General features: G+C 54.9%; 17 protein-coding genes. 9 read left to right on the forward strand and 8 right to left on the reverse strand.

Annotated elements, in window-relative coordinates; translation table 11 throughout:
* The 3 genes from AB8846_RS11870 to mdtD form a co-directional block, all read left to right on the forward strand.
* A partial coding sequence (locus AB8846_RS11870; protein ID WP_370732767.1) for a hypothetical protein occupies positions 1–211 on the forward strand: 211 nt, incomplete at its 5' end.
* 229 nt (positions 212–440) lie between these two features.
* Entirely contained in the window at positions 441–1,148 is a 708-nt protein-coding gene (locus AB8846_RS11875) for a FadR/GntR family transcriptional regulator (RefSeq protein ID WP_023309775.1), read from the forward strand.
* Positions 1,145–2,578 (forward strand): multidrug transporter subunit MdtD, encoded by a 1,434-nt coding sequence (mdtD, locus tag AB8846_RS11880; protein WP_063145566.1) that lies wholly within the window; start codon positions 1,145–1,147, stop codon positions 2,576–2,578. Before AB8846_RS11875 ends, mdtD begins: the two co-directional genes overlap by 4 nt.
* On the opposite strand, the gene rbsR is transcribed toward mdtD, so the two are convergent.
* The 7 genes from rbsR to kup all read right to left on the reverse strand — a co-directional run bounded on the left by rbsR (position 2,544) and on the right by kup (position 10,491).
* Positions 2,544–3,536: a ribose operon transcriptional repressor RbsR gene (gene rbsR / locus AB8846_RS11885; RefSeq protein WP_370732768.1), complete on the reverse strand. Its 993-nt coding sequence runs from the start codon at positions 3,534–3,536 to the stop codon at positions 2,544–2,546. The two genes, mdtD and rbsR, sit on opposite strands and share 35 nt — an antisense overlap.
* A 3-nt stretch (positions 3,537–3,539) precedes the next feature.
* Positions 3,540–4,469, reverse strand: a complete 930-nt coding sequence (gene rbsK / locus AB8846_RS11890; protein ID WP_370732895.1) for a ribokinase — start codon at positions 4,467–4,469, stop codon at positions 3,540–3,542.
* A gap of 106 nt (positions 4,470–4,575) precedes the next feature.
* Positions 4,576–5,466: a ribose ABC transporter substrate-binding protein RbsB gene (gene rbsB, locus AB8846_RS11895; RefSeq protein WP_023333911.1), complete on the reverse strand. Its 891-nt coding sequence runs from the start codon at positions 5,464–5,466 to the stop codon at positions 4,576–4,578.
* 27 nt (positions 5,467–5,493) lie between these two features.
* Positions 5,494–6,459 (reverse strand): ribose ABC transporter permease, encoded by a 966-nt coding sequence (gene rbsC / locus AB8846_RS11900; RefSeq protein WP_006808742.1) that lies wholly within the window; start codon positions 6,457–6,459, stop codon positions 5,494–5,496.
* 4 nt (positions 6,460–6,463) lie between these two features.
* A complete protein-coding gene (rbsA, locus tag AB8846_RS11905; RefSeq protein ID WP_370732769.1) occupies positions 6,464–7,969 on the reverse strand; it encodes a ribose ABC transporter ATP-binding protein RbsA in 1,506 nt (501 codons plus the stop codon).
* Between the two features lie 7 nt (positions 7,970–7,976).
* Positions 7,977–8,396 (reverse strand): D-ribose pyranase, encoded by a 420-nt coding sequence (gene rbsD, locus AB8846_RS11910; RefSeq protein WP_003862392.1) that lies wholly within the window; start codon positions 8,394–8,396, stop codon positions 7,977–7,979.
* A 226-nt stretch (positions 8,397–8,622) separates the two neighbouring features.
* A complete protein-coding gene (kup, locus tag AB8846_RS11915; protein WP_063145562.1) occupies positions 8,623–10,491 on the reverse strand; it encodes a low affinity potassium transporter Kup in 1,869 nt (622 codons plus the stop codon).
* A gap of 222 nt (positions 10,492–10,713) precedes the next feature.
* Here kup and ravA point away from each other — a divergent pair, with 222 nt between their 5' ends.
* Positions 10,714–12,210: an ATPase RavA gene (gene ravA, locus AB8846_RS11920; protein WP_370732770.1), complete on the forward strand. Its 1,497-nt coding sequence runs from the start codon at positions 10,714–10,716 to the stop codon at positions 12,208–12,210.
* Positions 12,204–13,655 (forward strand): ATPase RavA stimulator ViaA, encoded by a 1,452-nt coding sequence (gene viaA / locus AB8846_RS11925; RefSeq protein ID WP_370732771.1) that lies wholly within the window; start codon positions 12,204–12,206, stop codon positions 13,653–13,655. The genes ravA and viaA overlap by 7 nt, the downstream gene beginning before the upstream one ends.
* Here the strand turns inward: viaA and asnA are convergent, their stop codons facing one another.
* On the reverse strand, positions 13,656–14,648 hold the full coding sequence (gene asnA, locus AB8846_RS11930; protein WP_370732772.1) for an aspartate--ammonia ligase: 993 nt from the start codon (positions 14,646–14,648) through the stop codon (positions 13,656–13,658).
* A gap of 151 nt (positions 14,649–14,799) precedes the next feature.
* Between asnA and asnC the strand changes: the two genes are divergently transcribed.
* The 4 genes from asnC (at position 14,800) to rsmG (ending at position 18,793) form a co-directional block, all read left to right on the forward strand.
* Positions 14,800–15,258, forward strand: a complete 459-nt coding sequence (gene asnC / locus AB8846_RS11935) for a transcriptional regulator AsnC (protein ID WP_023333916.1) — start codon at positions 14,800–14,802, stop codon at positions 15,256–15,258.
* A gap of 90 nt (positions 15,259–15,348) precedes the next feature.
* Entirely contained in the window at positions 15,349–15,798 is a 450-nt protein-coding gene (gene mioC, locus AB8846_RS11940) for an FMN-binding protein MioC (protein WP_063145557.1), read from the forward strand.
* Positions 15,799–16,172: 374 nt separating this feature from the next.
* Positions 16,173–18,062 carry a tRNA uridine-5-carboxymethylaminomethyl(34) synthesis enzyme MnmG gene (gene mnmG / locus AB8846_RS11945; protein WP_014072433.1) on the forward strand — a complete coding sequence of 630 codons (1,890 nt, stop codon included), beginning with the start codon at positions 16,173–16,175 and terminating at the stop codon, positions 18,060–18,062.
* Positions 18,063–18,169: 107 nt separating this feature from the next.
* The gene (rsmG, locus tag AB8846_RS11950) at positions 18,170–18,793 is read left to right on the forward strand and encodes a 16S rRNA (guanine(527)-N(7))-methyltransferase RsmG (protein ID WP_121423348.1); all 624 of its coding nucleotides are present in this window, start codon (positions 18,170–18,172) and stop codon (positions 18,791–18,793) included.
* The last annotated feature ends 525 nt before the right edge of the window (positions 18,794–19,318 follow it).

The following is a 19,318-nucleotide window of genomic DNA, read 5'->3' on the forward strand; positions in this document are numbered from 1 at the left end:
ACGTATGTTCACTCAGAGACTTGGTATTCATTTATTGTCCGAAGACATTAAGAATCCATGTCACTTTGAGTGCCCACACAGATTGTCTGATAAATTGTTAAAGAGCAGTGCCGCTTCGCTTTTCGCAGCGGCGCGGGGTGTGCATATTACGCTTTCCCGCTTCAGAGTCAAGCGTTTATTTTCGCTTTTCTCTGCTGGCGTTCATCTCTGAACCCCGCTAACCCGGCGGCCTGTAAGCCGTTGTTCCGTGTCAGTGGAGGCGCATTATAGGGAGTTATTCCGACGTGACAAGAGGAAATTTAAAAAAAGTTTCCATCCGCGTTTTTTTTCACCAATAGAGGTGAAATCAAGCTACAAATTGTTCTATTTGATGTATCTGCAACCACAATCACATTCGAGGTGGCATAATTATCAGCATGAATCTTTAAGGAATAAAAGCGATGCCATTAAGCGCACAACAGCTGGCCGCCCAAAAAAACCTGTCGTACGTGCTGGCAGAAAAGCTGGCTCAGCGGATTTTAGCGGGTAAATATGCCCCGGGTAGCATCCTGCCGGGTGAAATGGAGCTGGGTGAGCAGTTTGGGGTAAGCCGAACCGCCGTGCGCGAAGCGGTGAAAACCCTGACGGCAAAAGGTATGGTGCTTCCACGTCCTCGTATTGGCACACGTGTGATGCCACAGAGTAACTGGAATTTTCTCGATCAGGAGCTGCTCTCCTGGTGGATGACGGAAGATAACTTTCATCAGGTCGTCGATCACTTTCTGGTGATGCGCAGCAGCCTTGAACCTCAGGCATGTCTGCTTGCCGCCACGCTAGGAACAGCAGAGCAGAAAGCGCAGCTTAACGCGCTGATGGAAGAGATGGTGTTCCTGAAAAAGCACTTCAACCGCGAACGCTGGGTTGAGGTCGATATGGCCTGGCATGAACACATCTATATGATGAGCGCCAATCCGTTCCTCACCTCTTTTGCCTCTTTATTTCATTCGGTGTATCACACCTACTTTACCTCTATTACACAAAACGAAGTGGTAAAACTGGATTTGCATCAGGCGATAGTGGATGCCATTCAGGAAAGCGACGGGCAGCGAGCCCTGAGTGCGTGCCAGGCATTGCTGGCCGCGCCAACCCACCAGCAGGTAAATAAATGACAAAGAAAAAAGCGCGCAGCATGGCCGGATTGCCGTGGATTGCAGCCATGGCGTTTTTTATGCAGGCACTGGATGCCACCATCCTCAACACAGCGCTTCCCGCTATTGCGCAAAGCCTTAACCGCTCCCCGCTGGCGATGCAGTCCGCCATCATCAGCTACACCCTGACGGTCGCAATGTTAATTCCGGTCAGCGGCTGGCTGGCCGACCGCTTTGGCACCCGCAAAATTTTCATGCTGGCCGTAACGCTCTTTACGCTCGGTTCGCTGGCCTGTGCGCTCTCCTCATCCTTAACGGAGCTGGTTATCTTCCGCGTATTACAGGGCATTGGCGGCGCGATGATGATGCCGGTGGCGCGCCTTGCCTTGCTGCGAGCCTACCCCAGGAGCGAACTGCTTCCCGTGCTCAACTTCGTCACCATGCCGGGACTGGTCGGCCCGATACTTGGCCCGGTACTCGGTGGCGTGTTTGTCACCTGGGCAAGCTGGCACTGGATCTTCCTGATTAATATTCCAATTGGCGTTGCTGGGCTGCTGTATGCCCGCAAATATATGCCGAACTTCACCACGCCAAGGCGCAGCTTCGACATGGGAGGCTTTTTCCTGTTTGGCCTGAGCCTGGTGTTATTCTCCAGCGGGATGGAGCTGTTTGGCGAGAAGATCGTCGCGACGTGGATGGCGCTCTCCGTTATCCTCGGCGGTATTTTGCTATTCCTTCTTTATATACGTCACGCGCGCCGTCACCCGACGCCGTTAATCTCCCTGGGACTCTTTAACACGCGAACGTTTTCCGTAGGGATTGCGGGCAACATTGCGTCTCGCCTGGGGACAGGCTGTGTGCCGTTCCTGATGCCATTGATGCTGCAAGTGGGTTTCGGCTACCCGGCCCTGATTGCCGGCTGCATGATGGCGCCGACGGCGATGGGCTCGATTCTGGCAAAATCAACCGTCACGCAGGTGCTGCGCTGGTTTGGCTATCGTAAGACGCTGGTCGGCGTGACGGTCTTTATCGGGCTGATGATTGCGCAGTTCTCGCTGCAATCCGCCGCGTTACCCGTCTGGATGCTGATCCTGCCGCTGTTTGTGTTGGGCATGGCGATGTCGACGCAGTTCACGTCGATGAACACCATCACCCTCGCCGATCTGACTGACGAGAACGCCAGCAGCGGCAACAGCGTGCTGGCGGTAACGCAGCAGCTGTCGATCAGTTTAGGGGTTGCCGTAAGTGCAGCGGTGCTGAGGTTTTATGAAGGTTTCGACAGCGCAAATACCGTTGAGCAGTTCCACTATACCTTTATCACCATGGGCGCACTTACCGTGGTATCGGCGCTGGTCTTTATGCTGTTAAAACCGAAAGACGGCCGAAACCTGATTAAAGAGCGTCACAAAGAGAAAGCTAAACCGAACCGCGTTCCATCAGAACAGGAGTAAGCTGCAGGCGTTGCTGTTGCAGCGTGGGCTGCGCCATACGGTGGATCAACACATCGATGGCCAGCTCGCCCAGTTCATCCTTCGGCTGATGAATAGTGGTCAGCGGCGGCGTCATGTAACGGGCAAGTTCGATATCATCGTAGCCAATCACCGCCATATCGTCCGGCACGCGTAGCCCCGCCTGATACAACGCCTGGTAGGCACCAAACGCCATCGCGTCATTACCAATAAACACCGCCTGCGGGCGCGGCTTTTGCGCCAGCAGTTTCTGCATTGCTTCGAAGCCACCGTTAAATTCAAAGTCGCCGGTGATCCGATAGCCATCAGGAATGGCCAGCCCCGCCCGTTCCATTGCAGAGAGATACCCTTCCAGACGCAAACGCGCCGGAGTTTTATCCAGCGGACCGGTAATACAGGCGATGCGGGTATAGCCTTTATCAATCAGATGCTGAGTCGCCATATCGCCGCCCAGCAGGGAGTTATCCTGAATCAGATCGCTGGTCCCGTCGAACGGCGCCCAGTCCATCATCACCGTTGGGATAGAAGGATAACGCTGGATAATCTCTTTCGAGGGCTGGTGCGTTTCGGTGCAGAGCAGCAGTAGCCCGTCGACGCGCTTTTGCATCAGCGTTTCCAGGTTACGATTCATGCGCTGTTCGTCACCCTCGGTATTGCACAGCACCAGGCTGTAGCCGCGCTCGAAGCAGCTGCGCTCCACGCCGCGAACCAGTTCTGAATAAAAGGGGTTGGTACTGGCGGTGATCAGCATACCGATCGTGCGCGTCTGGTTGAGCTTAAGGCTGCGCGCCAGCGCAGACGGCGCATAGTTGAGATCTTTTACCGCCGCTTCAACTTTCTCCCGAATCGCCTCGCTGACGAAGCGATCGTTGTTTATAACGTGAGAGACCGTCGAGGTAGAAACGCCCGCCATGCGGGCGACATCTTTCATTGTGGCCAAGCGTTACCCCTGCTGACTTAAGAATTCATCGATCTCTTTACGCCACGGAACGGAAGGCTGGGCACCCTTGCGCGTCACCGCAATCGCGGCGGCAGCGTGTGCGAAGCGAATAGCATCATCCATTCTCTTGCCTTCCAGCAGCGCGGTCACCAGTGCACCATTGAAGGTATCTCCCGCTGCGATGGTATCAATCGCTTTGACCTTAAAGCCCGGCACGCGACGACCTTCGCCATTGACGCTTGCCCACACCCCACGGCTACCCAGGGTGATAATCACGGTGCCAATGCCCTTATCGTGCAGCGCACGCGCGGCGCGCGCGGCATCGTCATCATTTTCAACGCGAATACCCGTCAGCTTTTCGGCTTCGGTTTCGTTCGGCGTAATGATGTCCACCAGCGCCAGCAGCTCGTCTGATAATACACGGGCTGGGGCAGGGTTAAGTACGACAGTGGTATGATTTTCATGCGCAATTTTGGCAGCGGCCAGCACGCTTTCGACCGGCGATTCCAGCTGCATCAGCAGGGCTTCGGCTCCGCCGATGATTGCACGTTGCGCTTCAACGCGATCCGTCGTCAGCGCAGCGTTAGCACCAGCATGAATACCGATAACATTCTCACCTTCCGCATTGACGAAAATCAGCGCCACGCCGGTAGATTCCCCTGCAACAACGCTAACCGGTGCGATATCAATATTGTCGCTCGCCAGCTGCTTGCGTACGCGCTCACCGGTATCGTCATCACCCGTGCAGGCGATAAATGCAATGTTTGCCCCGCTGCGACCGGCGGCGACGGCCTGGTTTGCACCTTTACCGCCAAAGGCCACCTGATACTGGTTACCCGTGACGGTTTCGCCCGGTGTCGGGAATGATTCAAGGTTAAGAATGTGATCGGCATTGATGCTGCCAAGGACGACGAGGTTGCCTGCGGTTTTCATGGTTGGGTTGTCCATCTGAGAGCGCCACCGGTATTACCCGGTGGCGTATGCCACACTTTTCTTTATTGGTGTCCCTCAGGCAGCCAGCGACTGCCTGATTCGCCTTTTACTGCTTGATGACCAGCTTCAGGTCAACCGGGTATTTGGCCTGAACTTTTTCGCCCTTCAGCACTTTGTCGGCAGTTTCAACGCCAGTGGCGCCAATCTGCTCAGGCAGCTGAGCGATGGTCGCAGCCAGTTTGCCATCGTTTACTGCTTTTTCACCATCCGGCGTGCCGTCAAATCCGACAACCATCACATCAGATTTACCTGCGGTCTGCAGAGCACGCAGCGCGCCGAGCGCCATTTCGTCGTTCTGTGCGAACACAGCCTGCACGTCAGGGTGCGCGGTCAGCAGGTTCTGCATAACGTTCAGACCTTTAGTACGGTCGAAGTCTGCCGGCTGGCTGGCCAGCACGTTGAATTTGTGTGCAGCTACAGCCTGCTGGAAGCCTTCACCACGCTCGCGGGCTGCGGAAGTCCCGGCAATCCCCTGCAGTTCGATAACCTTCGCGCCTTCACCGGCTTTCTTCGCGATGTAATCACCCGCGATTTTGCCGCCCAGCACGTTATCAGAGGCAATGTGGCTGACCACTTCACCTTTAGACGCCTGACGGTCCAGGGTGATTACCGGGATCTTCGCCTGGTTTGCCATCTTCACGGCGTTGCCTACGGCATCGGAATCGGTTGGGTTGATCAGCAGAATTTTGGTGCCACGAACGGTTAAGTCCTGAACGTTAGCCAGCTCTTTCGCCGGGTTGTTCTGTGAATCCAGAACGACCAGGTTGTAGCCCAGCTTGTCCGCTTCTTTCTGCGCACCGTCCTTCAGGGAGACGAAGAACGGGTTGTTCAGGGTAGAGACAACCAGCGCGATGGTATCTTTCGCCATCGCGTTAGCACTTACGGTTGCGCTCAGCGCGACAGCAGAAACCAGGGTAGCCAGTTTTTTCATGTTCATATCTAAGATGTCCTGTAGTGTCGTCAGTTACTGTTTTTTGTTGTCTACCAGTACCGCCAGCAAAATCACCACTGCCTTAACGATCATCTGGTAATAGGAGGAAACACCTAACAAATTCAAACCATTATTCAGGAAACCAAGAATCAGTGCGCCGATCAATGTCCCAACAATGCGACCTTTACCGCCCGCAAGACTCGTACCGCCCAGAACCACTGCCGCGATAGCATCCAGCTCATATCCCGTACCCGCCGTCGGCTGCGCGGAGGAGAGGCGCGCCACTTCGATGATGCCCGCCAGTGACGCCAGCAGACCGCACAGGGAGTAAACGATAATTTTGACTTTATTAACGCTGATACCGGACAGGCGCGTTGCCGCTTCGTTACCGCCCAGCGCGTAGATATAACGCCCCAGACGGGTGTGGTGCAGCATGTACCACGCCGCCAGGAAGACGATAGCCATGATCCAGACCGGGGTCGGAACACCCAGCGGGCGACCAATACCGAACCAGCCAAACAGATCCGCGTTATCGGTAAAGCCGGTATTGACTGGGCTGCCGTTGGTGTAAACCATGGTCACACCGCGCAGCAGCAGCATCATCACCAGCGTGGCGATGAACGCCTGAACGCGGCCTTTTGCCACAATCACGCCGGTTACAGCACCAATCGCCGCGCCTGCAGCCAGGGCAGCGGCCACGGCCACCAGCGCGTTGACTTCAATGCCGACAATCGAAGCGGCGATAGCGCCGGTCAGGGCCAGCAGGGAACCGACGGACAGATCGATACCCGAGGTCAAAATCACCAGCGTCATGCCGACCGCCATAATGGCGTTCACCGACGTCTGCTGCAGAATGTTGAACAGGTTATTAACGGTGAAAAAGTTCGGGCTCATGGTGGACACAATCGCGATCAGCACCAGCAGGGCAATCAGCGATTTTTGTTCCATCAGCCATGCTTTTGTGAAATAGCGGCGACCAGAAACAGCCTGGGTAGTCATCTTCTTACTCCTGATTCACGCGATTAAGCTTGCCCACAGCGGCAGCCATCAGAACTTCCTGGGTGGCCTGCTCGCGAGTGAATTCACCGCCGAGATGCCCTTCATGCATGACGATAATGCGATCGCTCATGCCTAATACTTCTGGCATCTCGGAAGAGACCAGAATGATGCTCAGACCGTCGGCCTTAAACTGGTTAATCAGCTGATAGATCTCTTTCTTCGCGCCCACGTCCACGCCGCGGGTTGGCTCGTCGAGGATCAGAACTTTCGGGCGCGTCATCAGCCCGCGCGCAATCGCCACTTTCTGCTGATTCCCGCCGGATAAGAGGCCAATCGCCTGCTCCATCGACGGAGTTTTGACGTTAAAGAGGCGAATAAAATCGCTCACCGCCTGCTGCTCATCTTTATGCTTCAGGCTCCCGCCGCTGCGGCTGAAATAGCGCAGCGCGGTCAGGGACATGTTCTCTTTTACCGACATCCCCAGCACCAGGCCGTCGCGTTTGCGGTCTTCGGAGATATAGACGATGCCGTTCGCCAGACCATCCTGCGGAGAGCGGGTGACCACTTCATGACCGTCGAGGGTGACATAACCGCTGGTGCGCGGCAGTGCGCCGTACAACACTTTCATCAGCTCGGTACGTCCGGCCCCCATCAGGCCCGCCACGCCCAGGATCTCGCCCTGGCGTAGGGTAAAGGTCACGTCGTTCACACCCGGACCACAGAGGTTGTCCACCTTCAGGCGGATCTCACCCGGCGCTTTATCCAGATGCGGATACTGATCTTCGAGCTTACGTCCCACCATCATTTCGATGAGCGTATCTTCGGTCAGCGTGGCCACTTCGCGCTCGGCAATAAACTGCCCGTCGCGGAAGACGGTGACGTCATCGCAGATTTCGAAGATCTCTTTCATGCGGTGAGAGATATAGACAATCCCGCGCCCCTGCGACTTCAGCTCGCGGATCACACGGAACAGGGATTCGGTTTCGGTATCGGTCAGGGCGTCGGTCGGTTCATCCATAATGATGACCTTCGACTCAAAGCTCAGCACCTTCGCAATTTCCACCATCTGCTGATCGCCAATCGAGAGATCGCCCACCAGGCGGTCGCTCTTAAAGCGCAGGTTCAGCTTCGCCAGCAGCTTATCCGCTTCGGCATACATGGTTTTCCAGTCGATTTTGCCGAACCGGTTAACAAACTCGCGGCCGAGGAAGATGTTTTCCGCAATGGTGAGCTGCGGGATGAGGTTCAGCTCCTGGTGAATAATACCGATGCCCGCTTCCTGAGAGGATTTTGGGCCATTGAAGGTGGTCTCTTTACCCAGCCAGACGAGTGAACCGGCATCGCGTTGGTAGATACCGGTCAGCACTTTCATCATGGTGGATTTGCCGGCACCGTTTTCGCCCACCAGCGCCATCACGCGCCCGGCGTAAACGTTCAGTGCCGCACCGGAGAGGGCTTTTACACCCGGGAACGACTTATCGATCCCTTTAAGCTGCAGTAATGCGTCCATGGTGGCCTCAGAAGGTGACGCCAGCACAGAGAATGATATTCGCATACGGGGAACACTCCCCGCTGCGAATCACCGCCTGACTGTCTGCGGTTTGTTGTTTGAACTGCTCGTGCGTTGTGTAACGAATTTCTATGGTGTTTCCCTGGTGTTGTTGCAGTTGCTCAATGTGGCTGAGCAACGTTTCGTGGAGTTGCGGATTATGTTGTTTGATTTCCGCCGCGAGAATGGCCGCCTCAACCTGCATCTCCGCGGTCACGACTTCCAGTACCTGCATAAACGAAGGAACACCCTGCGTTAACGCCATATCAATACGGGTTGTGCTGCGCGGAACCGGTAAGCCTGCATCGCAAACCACCAGCGTATCGGTATGCCCAAGACGGGAAATAACCGATGAGATTTCTGAGTTGAGTACAGTGCCTTTCTTCATTTTCTTGCTCCACTAGCGAAACGTTTCGCTAAAAGTAGTGTAGCGCCAGAAATGTTCAGAAAACCATCATGACGTAACAGATTTGTGATCGACGTCGAAACGTTTCGCTAAGTGAAATGGAGTGGAGGTAAATGCAAAACGGTAACCCCAAGGTTACCGTTTTTTATGTTTGCGCCCTCTCCCTGTGGGAGAGGGTCGGGGTGAGGGCATCAGGCCGCACAAAGACTTAGATCTCAACCTGCGTTCCCAGCTCAATCACGCGGTTAGGCGGGATCTCAAACTGGTCTGGCGCACGCAGGGCGTTACGCTGCAGGATGAGGTAAAGCTTGCCGCGCAGGCGCAGATACCACGGGCGCTTGCCGATGATCAGCGACTCGTGCGACATAAAGAACGACGTCTCCATCATCCGGCAGCTTAGCCCTTCCAGGCCGCAGCGGTGGAACACCTCTTCCACGTTTGGCGTTTCACGCCAGCCGTAGCTTGCCACCACGCGCCAGAAGGTCGGCGACAGCTGCTCAATCTGCACGCGACGGACGTTATGAACATACGGCGCATCTTCGGTGCGCAGCGTCAGCAGGATCACGCGCTCGTGCAGGACTTTGTTGTGCTTGAGGTTATGCATCAGCGCGAACGGAATGACATTCAGCGCGCGCGACATATATACCGCGGTCCCCGGCACGCGGACAGGCGGGGATTTCTCCAGAGAAGCGATCATCGCCTCCAGAGAGTTCCCGTGCTCATGCATGCGTCGCAGCAGGCGGAAACGCTCGCTTTTCCAGGTGGTCATGACAATGAACATCACCAGACCCAGCGTCAGCGGCAGCCAGCCACCGGAGACAATTTTGTCGAGGTTCGCAGAGAACAGCGGCACGTCGATGCACAGGAAGCCCACCAAAATCATCGCCACGAGGAATTTATTCCAGTGCCAGTTTCGGTACGCCACCGTGGTGGAGAGAAGCGATGTCAGAACCATCGTACCGGTTACGGCAATACCGTACGCCGCCGCCAGGTTACTGGAGTGCTCGAAGCTGACGATAACAATGACAACAGCGAAATAGAGCAGCCAGTTAATGAACGGGATGTAAATCTGACCCGACTCCATCTCTGAGGTATGGATGATGCGCATCGGTGAGAGATAGCCCAGACGCACGGCCTGGCGCGTCAGAGAAAACACGCCGGAAATCACCGCCTGGGAGGCAATGACGGTCGCCAGCGTCGCCAGAATCAGCATCGGCACCAGCGCCCAGTCAGGCGCCAGCAGGAAGAATGGGTTCTTGATCGCTTCCGGGTTTTTAAGCAACAGCGCACCCTGACCGAAGTAGTTCAGCACCAGCGACGGGAGCACCACAATAAACCATGCCACGCGGATAGGCAGTTTCCCGAAGTGGCCCATGTCAGCATACAGCGCTTCCACACCGGTGATGGAGAGCACGACGGCCCCCAGCGCCACGAAGGAAACCACTTTGTATTCGAGGAAGAAATGCACGGCCCAGTAAGGGTTCAGCGCATGCAGCACTTCCGGGTTCGCGATAATACTGCGCAAGCCAAGCGCCGCCAGGATCAGGAACCAGGCCAGCATAATCGGTGCAAACAGTTTACCCACCAGCCCTGTACCGTGCTTCTGGATCATGAACAGCAGCGTCAGGACAATAATGGCCAGCGGAACCACCCACGTATCGAGCTGTGGCGCGATAATCTCCAGCCCCTCTATCGCCGACAGCACCGAGATAGCCGGCGTTATCACCACTTCCCCGTAGAAGAAACTGCCGCCAATCAGGCCGATAATGACCAGTACTGAGGTCATTCTGGCCGAGGTATTGCGCCCGGCAAGGGACATCAGGGTCAGGATCCCACCTTCACCTGCGTTATCAGCACGCATAACGAAGGAGAGATATTTAACGGAAACCACCAGGATCAGCAGCCAGAAAATGAGGGACAGGAAGCCAAACACGGCATCGCGTTCAACACCAAAGCCAAACTGGCCGGACAGACATTCACGAAGCGTATAAAGCGGGCTGGTGCCGATATCACCGTAGACAACCCCGATCGCCGCAAGCGTTATTGCGGGTAATGATTGCTTATTATCAGTGCTCATAGACTAGTCTTTTCGTTTAAATAACAAATGTGTTCCCGGTCCCTTGGCCCACAAAAAGCGCACAGTATGCACGATTCATTGCAAAATCGTACCCCTAAATGCAACCGCATTAATGTAGCGCAAAGAAAATTGCGCCGCACTTCAGTCTATTACCAGCCCTGACTGAAACGTCTATACTCGCTTCAATTGGCCGCCACGACGGCGAAAGGATGCAAAACTATTATGGCTCACTCACATTTATTAGCAGAAAGAATTTCCCGCCTCAGCAGCGCGCTGGAGAAAGGCCTTTTCGAGCGTAGCCACGCCATTCGCCTCTGTTTACTGGCGGCGCTGAGCGGTGAAAGCGTGTTTTTGCTGGGACCACCGGGCATTGCCAAAAGCCTGATCGCCCGCCGGCTAAAATTTGCTTTTCAGAACGCCCGCGCCTTCGAATATCTCATGACCCGGTTTTCCACCCCAGAAGAAGTTTTTGGCCCGCTTTCTATTCAGGCATTGAAAGATGAGGGGCGCTATCAGCGTCTGACAGAAGGGTATCTTCCGGAGGCTGAGATTGTTTTTCTTGATGAGATCTGGAAAGCAGGGCCGGCTATTCTGAACACCCTGCTCACGGCGATAAATGAACGTCGGTTCCGTAACGGCGCCAGTGAAGAGAAAATCCCGATGCGCCTGCTGGTGGCCGCCTCTAACGAACTGCCTGAAGCCGACAGCAGTCTGGAAGCGCTGTATGACCGTATGCTGATCCGCCTGTGGCTGGACAAAGTGCAGGATAAATCCAATTTCCGCTCCCTGCTGATAAGCCAGCAGGATGAGAACGAAAATCCGGTGTCTGCTTCGCTACAGATCACCGATGAGGAGTATCACCAGTGGCAGCAGGATATCAGCAAAATCAAACTGCCTGACGCCGTATTTGAGCTGATATATCTGCTGCGCCAGCAGCTCGATCTCCTCCCTTCTGCGCCCTATGTTTCCGATCGCCGCTGGAAAAAAGCGATCCGCCTGCTGCAGGCCAGCGCCCTGTTCAGCGGGCGTGACGCCGTTGCGCCAATCGACCTGATCCTGCTCAAAGACTGCCTCTGGCATGATGCAGAAGGCATGAACCTGATGCAGCAGCAGCTTGACGTTTTGATGACCGGGCACGCCTGGGGACAGCAGGCGATGCTCAATCAGCTGGGGGCGATTGCCCAGCGGCGCATCCAGCTTCAGCAGCAGCAAAGTGATAAAACCGCGCTGAAAGTGAATCGCCTGGGGGGCATGTTCGCCCGCAAACCGCACTACGAGCTTCCCGCGGATCTGACCGGCGCAACGCTCACGCTGCTGCTCCAGCAGCCGCTCAAACTGCATGATATGCAGGTGGTACACATTACGATTGAGCGCGAGGCGCTGGCGCAGTGGCTGGATAAGGGCGGAGAGATCCGCGGCAAGCTCAACGGCATTGGTTTCGCGCAGCCGCTGACGATGGAAGTGGACAGCAGCCAGCATCTGGTGATCCGCGACGTCAGCCTGCAGGGATCGCGTCTGGCGCTGCCGGGAACCGCTTCTGACAGCGTCCCCGAAGAGATTAAGCAGCAGCTGGAAGCGCTGGATACCGAATGGCACCAGCAGCACACCCGCTTCAGCGATCAGCAAAAATGCCTCTTTATTCATAGCGACTGGTTAGGTCGCATCGAAGCCAGCCTGCAGGACGTCAGCGCGCAGATCAAACAGGCGCGTCAATGCTAACGCTGGATACGCTTAACGTCATGCTGGCCGTCAGCGAGGAGGGGTTGATCGAAGAAGTGGTCATTACCCTTCTGGCATCGCCGCAGCTGGCGGCGTTTTTTGAAAAATTCCCGAAGCTCAAAAAGGCGATGACCGACGATCTCCCGCGCTGGCGCGATAACCTTCGCCAGCGGTTTAAGGAGACGGAAGTCCCGCCTGAATTGACGGAGGAGGTCGCCAGCTATCAGCAGTGCCAACGGCTGTCGACACCGCAGTTTATCGTCCAGCTACCGCAAACCCTTACGCTGCTTGATAAAGTCCACTCTCCGTTTGCCGGCCAGGCGCGGGCGCTGGTGACGGATAACGCCACCTTTACTCCGGCGCTGCATACCTTGTTTTTACAGCGCTGGCGGCTGAGCCTGGTCGTTCAGGCCACAACCCTTAACCAGCAGCTGCTGGATGAAGAGCGTGAACAGCTGCTTAGCGAAGTTCAGGAGCGTATGACGCTGAGCGGTCAGCTTGAAGAGGTGCTGGTAGAAAATGAAAACGCCGCCGGACGTTTGTGGGACATGAGCGCCGGGCAGTTGAAGCGCGGTGACTACCAGCTGATCGTCAAGTACGGCGACTTTCTAACGCAGCAGCCCGAGCTGATGAAGCTTGCAGAACAGCTGGGGCGCTCAAGGGAAGCAAAATCCGTCCCAAAGAAAGATGCCCCGATGGAAACCTTCCGCACCCTGGTGCGCGAACCGGCCACCGTACCGGAACAGGTGGATGGATTGCAGCAAAGCGACGACATCTTGCGCCTGCTGCCGACCGAGCTGAGCACGCTGGGGATGACCGAGCTGGAGTATGAGTTCTATCGTCGGCTGGTGGAAAAACAGCTTCTCACCTACCGACTGCACGGCGAAGCCTGGCGCGAGAAAGTCAGCCAACGGCCGGTGGTCCATCAGGACTTTGATGAGCAGCCGCGCGGGCCATTCATTGTTTGCGTGGATACGTCCGGATCGATGGGCGGGTTTAACGAGCAGTGTGCGAAGGCATTCTGTCTGGCGCTGATGCGCGTGGCGCTCGCCGATCGCCGTCGCTGCTTCATCATGTTGTTCTCCAGCGAGGTTGTGGGCTATGAGCTGACGAATCAGCAGGGGATCGAGCAGGCAATCCGCTTCCTGAGCCAGCGTTTTCGCGGCGGCACGGATCTGGCCAGCTGCTTTCGCAGCATTGTGGAGCGTATGCAGGGCGGCGACTGGTACGACGCTGACGCGGTGGTGATTTCCGATTTTATTGCCCAGCGACTGCCGGATGACGTGGTGAATAAGGTGAAGGAATTACAGCGAGTGCATCAGCACCGTTTTCACGCGGTGGCGATGTCCGCCCATGGAAAACCCGGCATCATGCGCATCTTCGATCATATCTGGCGCTTCGATACCGGGCTGCGTAGCCGCCTGCTCAGACGCTGGCGGCGTTAATTACAGAAGCGAGCCAACGCTTTCACGTACCTGCTGCGGCCAGACGCCACACTGGACCTGACCGATATGGGGTAATTGCAGCAGCAGCATGGTCAGACGGGACTGGCCGATACCGCCGCCGATCGTCTGAGGCATTTCACCGCGCAGCAGCGCCTGGTGCCACTCGAGCTTGAGACGATCTTCATCACCGGTGACCGCCAGCTGGCGCTTCAGCGCGTCAGCATCCACGCGGATCCCCATAGAAGAAAGCTCGAATGCATCTTCCAGTACCGGGTTCCACACCAGAATATCGCCGTTCAGCCCGGCAAATTCGCCCTCACCCATAGTGCTCCAGTCATCATAATCCGGCGCGCGAACGTCGTGGCGTTTGCCATCAGACAGTTTGCCGCCGATCCCAATCAGAAATACCGCGCCCAGCTCTTTGGCGATCGCACGCTCACGGCCTTTAGCGTCCAGATCCGGGTAGCGACTCAGCAATTCCTGGCTGTGTACAAAGTGGATCGTATCCGGCAGGAACGGTGCCAGACCAAACTCTTTGCTTACAGCTGCTTCGGTCGCTTTGATCCCGGCGTAGATCGCCTCAACGGTAGATTTCAGCGTGCCAACGTGACGCTCACCGTCACCCATTACCCGCTCCCAGTCCCACTGGTCAACATAGACAGAGTGAATTGGGGTGAGGCGGTCTTCATCGGGGCGAAGGGCTTTCATGTGCGTGTAGAGCCCTTCGCCCGCGCTGAAGTCGTGTTGCCCCAGGGTTTGACGCTTCCACTTCGCCAGGGAATGAACCACTTCGAACTGAGCGTCTGGCAGTGTTTTCACTTTCACCTGTACCGCTTTTTCGCATCCAGACAGGTTATCCTGGGTTCCGTCGCCCACGCGGCTCAGAATCGGCGCCTGGACTTCAATTAGTCCAAGTTTATCTTCCAGCTGGCGTGAAAAATGGGATTTAACGAAACTGATCTGGCGTTGTTTAGCGATGTAAGCGGTTTTCATTATTTATACTCCTGCGTCCTGTTGATATTGATTAAGCAACAGAAATGGCATCACATTCAATAACTCATCAACAAAAAGCCACCTTTACTTTTAATTCGATAAAATTAAACGCTAGAATAGAGTGATTCATTAATCTTCATAAGAAAAAGCTATGGAAAATTATCAAATCGACAATCTCGACCGCGGCATCCTGGAGGCGTTAATGGCCAATGCCCGTACCGCCTACGCCGAGCTGGCGAAACAGTTTGGCGTCAGCCCGGGAACCATTCACGTTCGCGTAGAGAAGATGAAACAGGCGGGGATCATTACCGGCGCACGCATAGACGTCAGCCCTAAACATCTGGGTTACGACGTCTGCTGCTTCATCGGCATCATTCTTAAAAGCGCCAAAGACTACCCTTCCGCCCTGGCGAAGCTGAACGCGCTGGATGAGGTTACCGAGGCGTATTACACCACCGGGCACTACAGCATCTTTATTAAGGTCATGTGCCGATCCATCGACGCCCTCCAGCAGGTACTTATCAACAAGATCCAAACAATCGATGAAATTCAGTCCACCGAGACTCTGATCTCCCTGCAAAACCCGATCATGCGTACCATCCGCCCGTGATCGGGCAAATTCATTCCCACATTTTCCACAGGTAGATCCCAGCTCGTTCACAGCGTACAATGGCCGTCTCTTTATCTGGGCGAGCGATCAATGGCGGACATTACCCTTATCAGCGGCAGCACCCTTGGTGGTGCGGAATACGTAGCGGAACACCTGGCTGAAAAGCTGGAAGATGCGGGCTTTTCCACGGAAACCCTGCACGGCCCGTTGCTTGAAGATCTCCCGGCTGACGGGGTCTGGCTGCTGATCACCTCCACGCATGGCGCGGGCGATCTGCCGGATAACCTGCAACCTTTATATGACGAACTGCTGGAACAGCAGCCCGACCTGTCAAACGTCCGTTTTGGCGCGGTGGGGATCGGCAGTCGTGAATATGACACCTTTTGCGGGGCAATAGAGAAAGTTGAAGCCGCTGTAACCTCCTGCGGAGCAAAACAGCTGGGTGAAACACTCAAGATCAACATACTCGATCATGACATTCCGGAGGATCCAGCCGAGATCTGGCTCGCGGAATGGAAAAATTTACTCAAAAACGATTAAAGATCGCGCGAACAGATGTGGATAACTCTGGTTAAAAGCTCGTATTAACCCGTAGTTATCCAAAGAATAACTGTAGTGCAGTTTTTGACCTGTGTATAAAGTCGCGATCTGATCCCAGCTTATACTGTCCAGGATCACCGATCATTCACAACAAACGATCCTTTCTAACCGTATGATCTTCTTTATGAGATCGGACTTATCCACACATGTTGGCGATCCTAATAAGAGATCACAATAGAACAGATCTCTAAATAAAAAGATCTTCTTTTTAATAGCCCAGGATCCCAATGCTTTCTCGAAAGACTAAAGTTGAGTAGAATCCACGGCCCGGGCTTCAATCCATTTTCATACCGCTTTACGCGAGGCAGACCACCATGTTTTATCAGGATCCTTTTGACGTCATCATCATTGGCGGGGGTCATGCAGGCACTGAGGCCGCAATGGCCGCAGCGCGTATGGGTCAGCAGACCCTGCTTTTGACACACAATATCGACACGCTGGGACAAATGTCCTGTAATCCGGCGATTGGCGGCATTGGGAAAGGACACCTGGTAAAAGAAGTGGATGCACTTGGCGGCCTGATGGCGAAAGCGATCGATCATGCAGGCATCCAGTTTAGGATACTAAACGCGAGCAAAGGACCTGCTGTTCGGGCGACTCGTGCCCAGGCAGACCGAGTGCTTTACCGTCAGGCTGTGCGCACCGCGCTGGAGAACCAGCCGAACCTGATGATCTTCCAACAGGCAGTTGAAGATCTTATCGTTGAGAACGATCGCGTCGTAGGTGCCGTGACCCAGATGGGCCTCAAATTCCGCGCGAAAGCCGTGGTGCTGACCGTGGGTACATTCCTGGACGGTAAAATTCATATCGGTCTGGATAACTACAGCGGTGGCCGTGCTGGCGATCCGCCGTCTATTCCACTGTCTCGTCGTCTGCGTGAACTGCCGCTGCGCGTCAGCCGCCTGAAAACCGGTACGCCGCCGCGTATTGATGCGCGCACCATTGATTTCAGCGTGCTGGCGCAACAGCACGGCGATAACCCAATGCCGGTCTTCTCGTTCATGGGCAATGCGGCGCAACATCCGCAGCAGGTACCGTGCTACATCACGCACACCAACGAGAAAACTCATGACGTGATCCGCAACAACCTCGATCGCAGCCCCATGTATGCTGGCGTGATCGAAGGGATCGGCCCACGCTACTGTCCGTCGATCGAAGACAAAGTGATGCGCTTTGCCGATCGTAACCAGCACCAGATCTTCCTGGAGCCGGAAGGGCTGACTTCAAACGAAATTTACCCGAACGGCATCTCCACCAGCCTGCCGTTCGATGTGCAGATGCAAATTGTTCGCTCAATGCAGGGGATGGAGAATGCGAAAATCGTTCGCCCTGGCTACGCTATTGAGTACGATTTCTTCGATCCGCGTGACCTGAAGCCAACCCTGGAAAGCAAATTCATCCACGGTCTGTTCTTCGCGGGGCAGATTAACGGCACCACCGGTTACGAAGAAGCGGCTGCGCAGGGTCTGCTTGCCGGTCTGAACGCCGCGCGCTTCTCAGCTGAGAAAGAGGGCTGGGCGCCAGGCCGTTCTCAGGCGTATCTGGGCGTGCTGGTTGACGATCTCTGCACTTTGGGTACCAAAGAACCGTACCGTATGTTTACCTCTCGCGCGGAATATCGCCTGATGCTGCGTGAAGATAACGCCGACCTGCGTCTGACCGAAATGGGTCGCGAGCTGGGTCTGGTCGATGACGAACGCTGGGCGCGCTTTAACGAGAAGCTGGAGCGCATTGAACAGGAACGTCAGCGCCTGAAAACCACCTGGGTGAATCCGCAGGCGGAAACCGCTGCCGAAGTAAACGCTCACTTAACAGCACCGCTGTCGCGTGAAGCCAGCGGGGAAGATCTGCTGCGCCGTCCTGAAGTCACCTACGAGAACCTGGTCAAACTGACCGCGTTCGCGCCGGGGCTGGAAGACGCTGAAGCGGCAGAGCAGGTTGAGATCCAGGTGAAGTACGAAGGTTACATCGCGCGTCAGCAGGATGAGATCGAAAAACAGCAGCGTAACGAAAACACGCTGCTGCCGGAAATGCTGGACTACCGCCAGGTGACGGGTCTTTCCAACGAAGTGATCGCCAAGCTGAACGATCACAAACCGGTGTCGATCGGCCAGGCCTCACGTATCTCCGGCGTCACGCCAGCAGCGATTTCTATCCTGCTGGTGTGGCTGAAAAAGCAGGGTATGCTGCGCCGCAGCGCGTAATGCCCAGAACATTGCCCGGTGGCACTGCGCTTACCGGGCCTACTGAACCCGTAGGGCGGGTAAGCGAAGCGCCACCCGCCACCTAAGTTTTCCAACAGGTATTCACCGTGCTCAACAAACTCTCTCGTCTGCTGGATCAGGCAGGTATTTCGCTCACCGATCACCAGAAAAATCAGCTGGTGGCCTATGTCGATATGCTGAACAAATGGAACAAAGCGTACAACCTGACGTCCGTTCGAGACCCCAACGAGATGCTCGTTCGCCATATTCTCGATAGCATTGTGGTTGCCCCCTGGCTGAAAGGTGAGCGTTTCATCGACGTGGGAACGGGGCCTGGTTTACCGGGCGTTCCGCTGTCGATTGTTCGCCCGGAAAGCCATTTCACGCTGCTGGACAGCCTTGGCAAGCGCGTGCGCTTTTTACGGCAGGTTCAGCATGAGCTGAAGCTTGAGAACATCACGCCCGTGCAGAGCAGGGTAGAAGAATTCCCGGCAGAGCCGCCGTTTGATGGGGTTATCAGCCGTGCTTTTGCGTCGCTCAACGATATGGTGAGCTGGTGCAAGCACTTACCCGCAGAGAACGGCCGCTTCTATGCGCTGAAAGGGCAGTTGCCAGGCGATGAGATTGAACAGCTTCCGGATGGATTTGCTGTTGAATCCATCGAGAAATTAAACATTCCTCAGCTCGATGGGGAACGTCATCTGGTGATAATTAAGCCAAACAATTTTTAAAAAATTAATAAAAAATGTGGAATTTGTGCTGTTCCTGGCATGTTAAAAAACAGCACAACTACCGGGGATTTACCGGTGAGCGTTTAACCTCTTTTTCACTAAGGTTTTTCTTCCGGTTAACGTAGCGTCTATTATTCACCGTGAAGATAGTCATCTGTGAAAATATAAGTCTGCTAAAAGTGGAAGGCAGTCACCAGAACGCAATGTTAATTATTTATTAAGAATGTCAATAAAAGGTTTTTATTGTGTACTGGGCTGTTTTGAAAATAGTTACGACGTTTTGCTTTTAATTTCATAAAGATAAATTTACGCGATTTGCGCCTTTGATAAATACAACCTTATCGCAAATGTGTGTTTTGTGATCTCGTGCACGCTTTATCGTCAACGTTTTCGCGCTGTTTGCAGTTTTGGTCGAAGGTTGACGCTTTCAGCGAAAGTTAAAAAATAGCGGTGGGGAAAAATATTTAAACATTTATTCACCTTTTCGCTACTTAATGTTTGAAATCACGGGTGCGCACCGTATAA

Origin of the sequence: Enterobacter sp. KB-221C9, assembly GCF_041320715.1 — a bacterium.
Taxonomy (GTDB): Bacteria; Pseudomonadota; Gammaproteobacteria; order Enterobacterales; family Enterobacteriaceae; genus Enterobacter; species Enterobacter asburiae_D.